Origin of the sequence: Nocardioides sp. CPCC 206348 (assembly GCF_048654705.1) — a bacterium.
GTDB lineage: Bacteria > Actinomycetota > Actinomycetes > Propionibacteriales > Nocardioidaceae > Nocardioides.
Genome location: NZ_JBMCZA010000043.1, coordinates 2,596 through 3,750 on the forward strand (window position 1 = coordinate 2,596; position 1,155 = coordinate 3,750).

At 70.2% G+C, this 1,155-nt stretch carries 2 protein-coding genes; one reads left to right on the forward strand and one right to left on the reverse strand.

Features of this window, described 5'->3' with window-relative positions; all coding sequences use genetic code 11:
- Nucleotides 1-248 precede the first annotated feature (248 nt).
- On the forward strand, nt 249-449 hold the full coding sequence (locus ACOADB_RS01545) for a hypothetical protein (RefSeq protein ID WP_378596151.1): 201 nt from the start codon (nt 249-251) through the stop codon (nt 447-449).
- On the opposite strand, the gene ACOADB_RS01550 is transcribed toward ACOADB_RS01545, so the two are convergent.
- A partial coding sequence (locus ACOADB_RS01550; protein ID WP_378596152.1) for an aminotransferase class V-fold PLP-dependent enzyme occupies nt 439-1,155 on the reverse strand: 717 nt, incomplete at its 5' end. The genes ACOADB_RS01545 and ACOADB_RS01550 overlap by 11 nt on opposite strands.

Sequence of the window (1,155 nt, forward strand, 5' to 3'; positions counted from 1 at the left end):
AGTTCCGGGCGCGGACCCGGTCCTGGTGACCGAAGAAGGTGGGTCCCCGGTCGACCTGGGCCTCGCGGACGACGCCTTTGTCTGGGATGCAGCGCAGGTCGACGGAGTCCTCTACCTCGCCACGACAGGAGGCCTGCTCGAGTCCACCGACGGCGGCACGACGTGGGACCGGATCTGAACTTCTTCGATCCGCCACGAAGCGACCGATGGGAAGCCTACGATCTCCGTATCGGCCCAAGGAGGCCCGCATGATGATGAACAGTGAGGCCCGCAAGAGGGCCCAGGAACAGGCCGACGCCAAGCCGCTGGCCGCCGTCGCCCACCTCGCCGATGTCTGGGACGAGAAGGCCGACCACGAGGACGCGTGCGGAAACGGGTTCGCCGCCGCCGTCCTGCACGCGCAGGCGCGCGAGCTCCGCGCCGCGCTCTCGGAGCAGCTCAGCGCCTGAGTGCCGCCGCGATCGCCGTGATCCCGGCCTCGACCTCCGCGAAGGAGGTCGAGAGCGGTGACAGGCCCAGACGCAGGCCGTCGGGCTCGCGGAAGTCGGGCAGCACGTCGTGTGCCCAGAGGTCCGCGGTCACCGCACGCATCGACGGGTGCGCGATCGTCACGTGCCCGCCACGCTGCTCCGGGTCCCGGGGTGAAGCGAACCGCACATCGGGCAGGTCGCGGTCGATCAGCGCGGCGGCGTACTCCGTCAGCGCGACCGACTTGGCGCGGATGGCCGGGACACCGACCTCCTCCAGCAGGTCGACCATGTCCTCCAGCCCGAGCATGCCGATGATCGGCGGCGTGCCACTGAGCAACCGCCGGATCCCGGTGGCCGGTGCGTAGGTCGGGCCCATCCTGAAAGGATCGGCGGCCCCCATCCAGCCCTGGACCGGCTGGACGAACACATCACCCTCGAGGTGCCGCTGCGCGACGTACCCGAAGGCCGGGGAACCCGGTCCCCCGTTGAGGTACTTGTAGGTGCAACCGACGGCCAGGTCGACCGCCCACGCATCCAGTTCCACCGGTACGACGCCCGAGGAGTGACAGAGGTCGACGAGGATCCACGCGCCCGCGTCGTGGGCGAGCCGGGTCAGTGTCTCGACGTCGGCCAGCCAGCCGGACTTGTAGGCGACCTGGCTGACCACGACCAGCGCGGTCTCCGG

Coding starts and splice junctions, on each gene's coding strand:
- ACOADB_RS01545 (WP_378596151.1), top strand. CDS start 249: ATGATGATGAACAGTGAGGCCCGCAAGAGGGCCCAGGAACAGGCCGAC.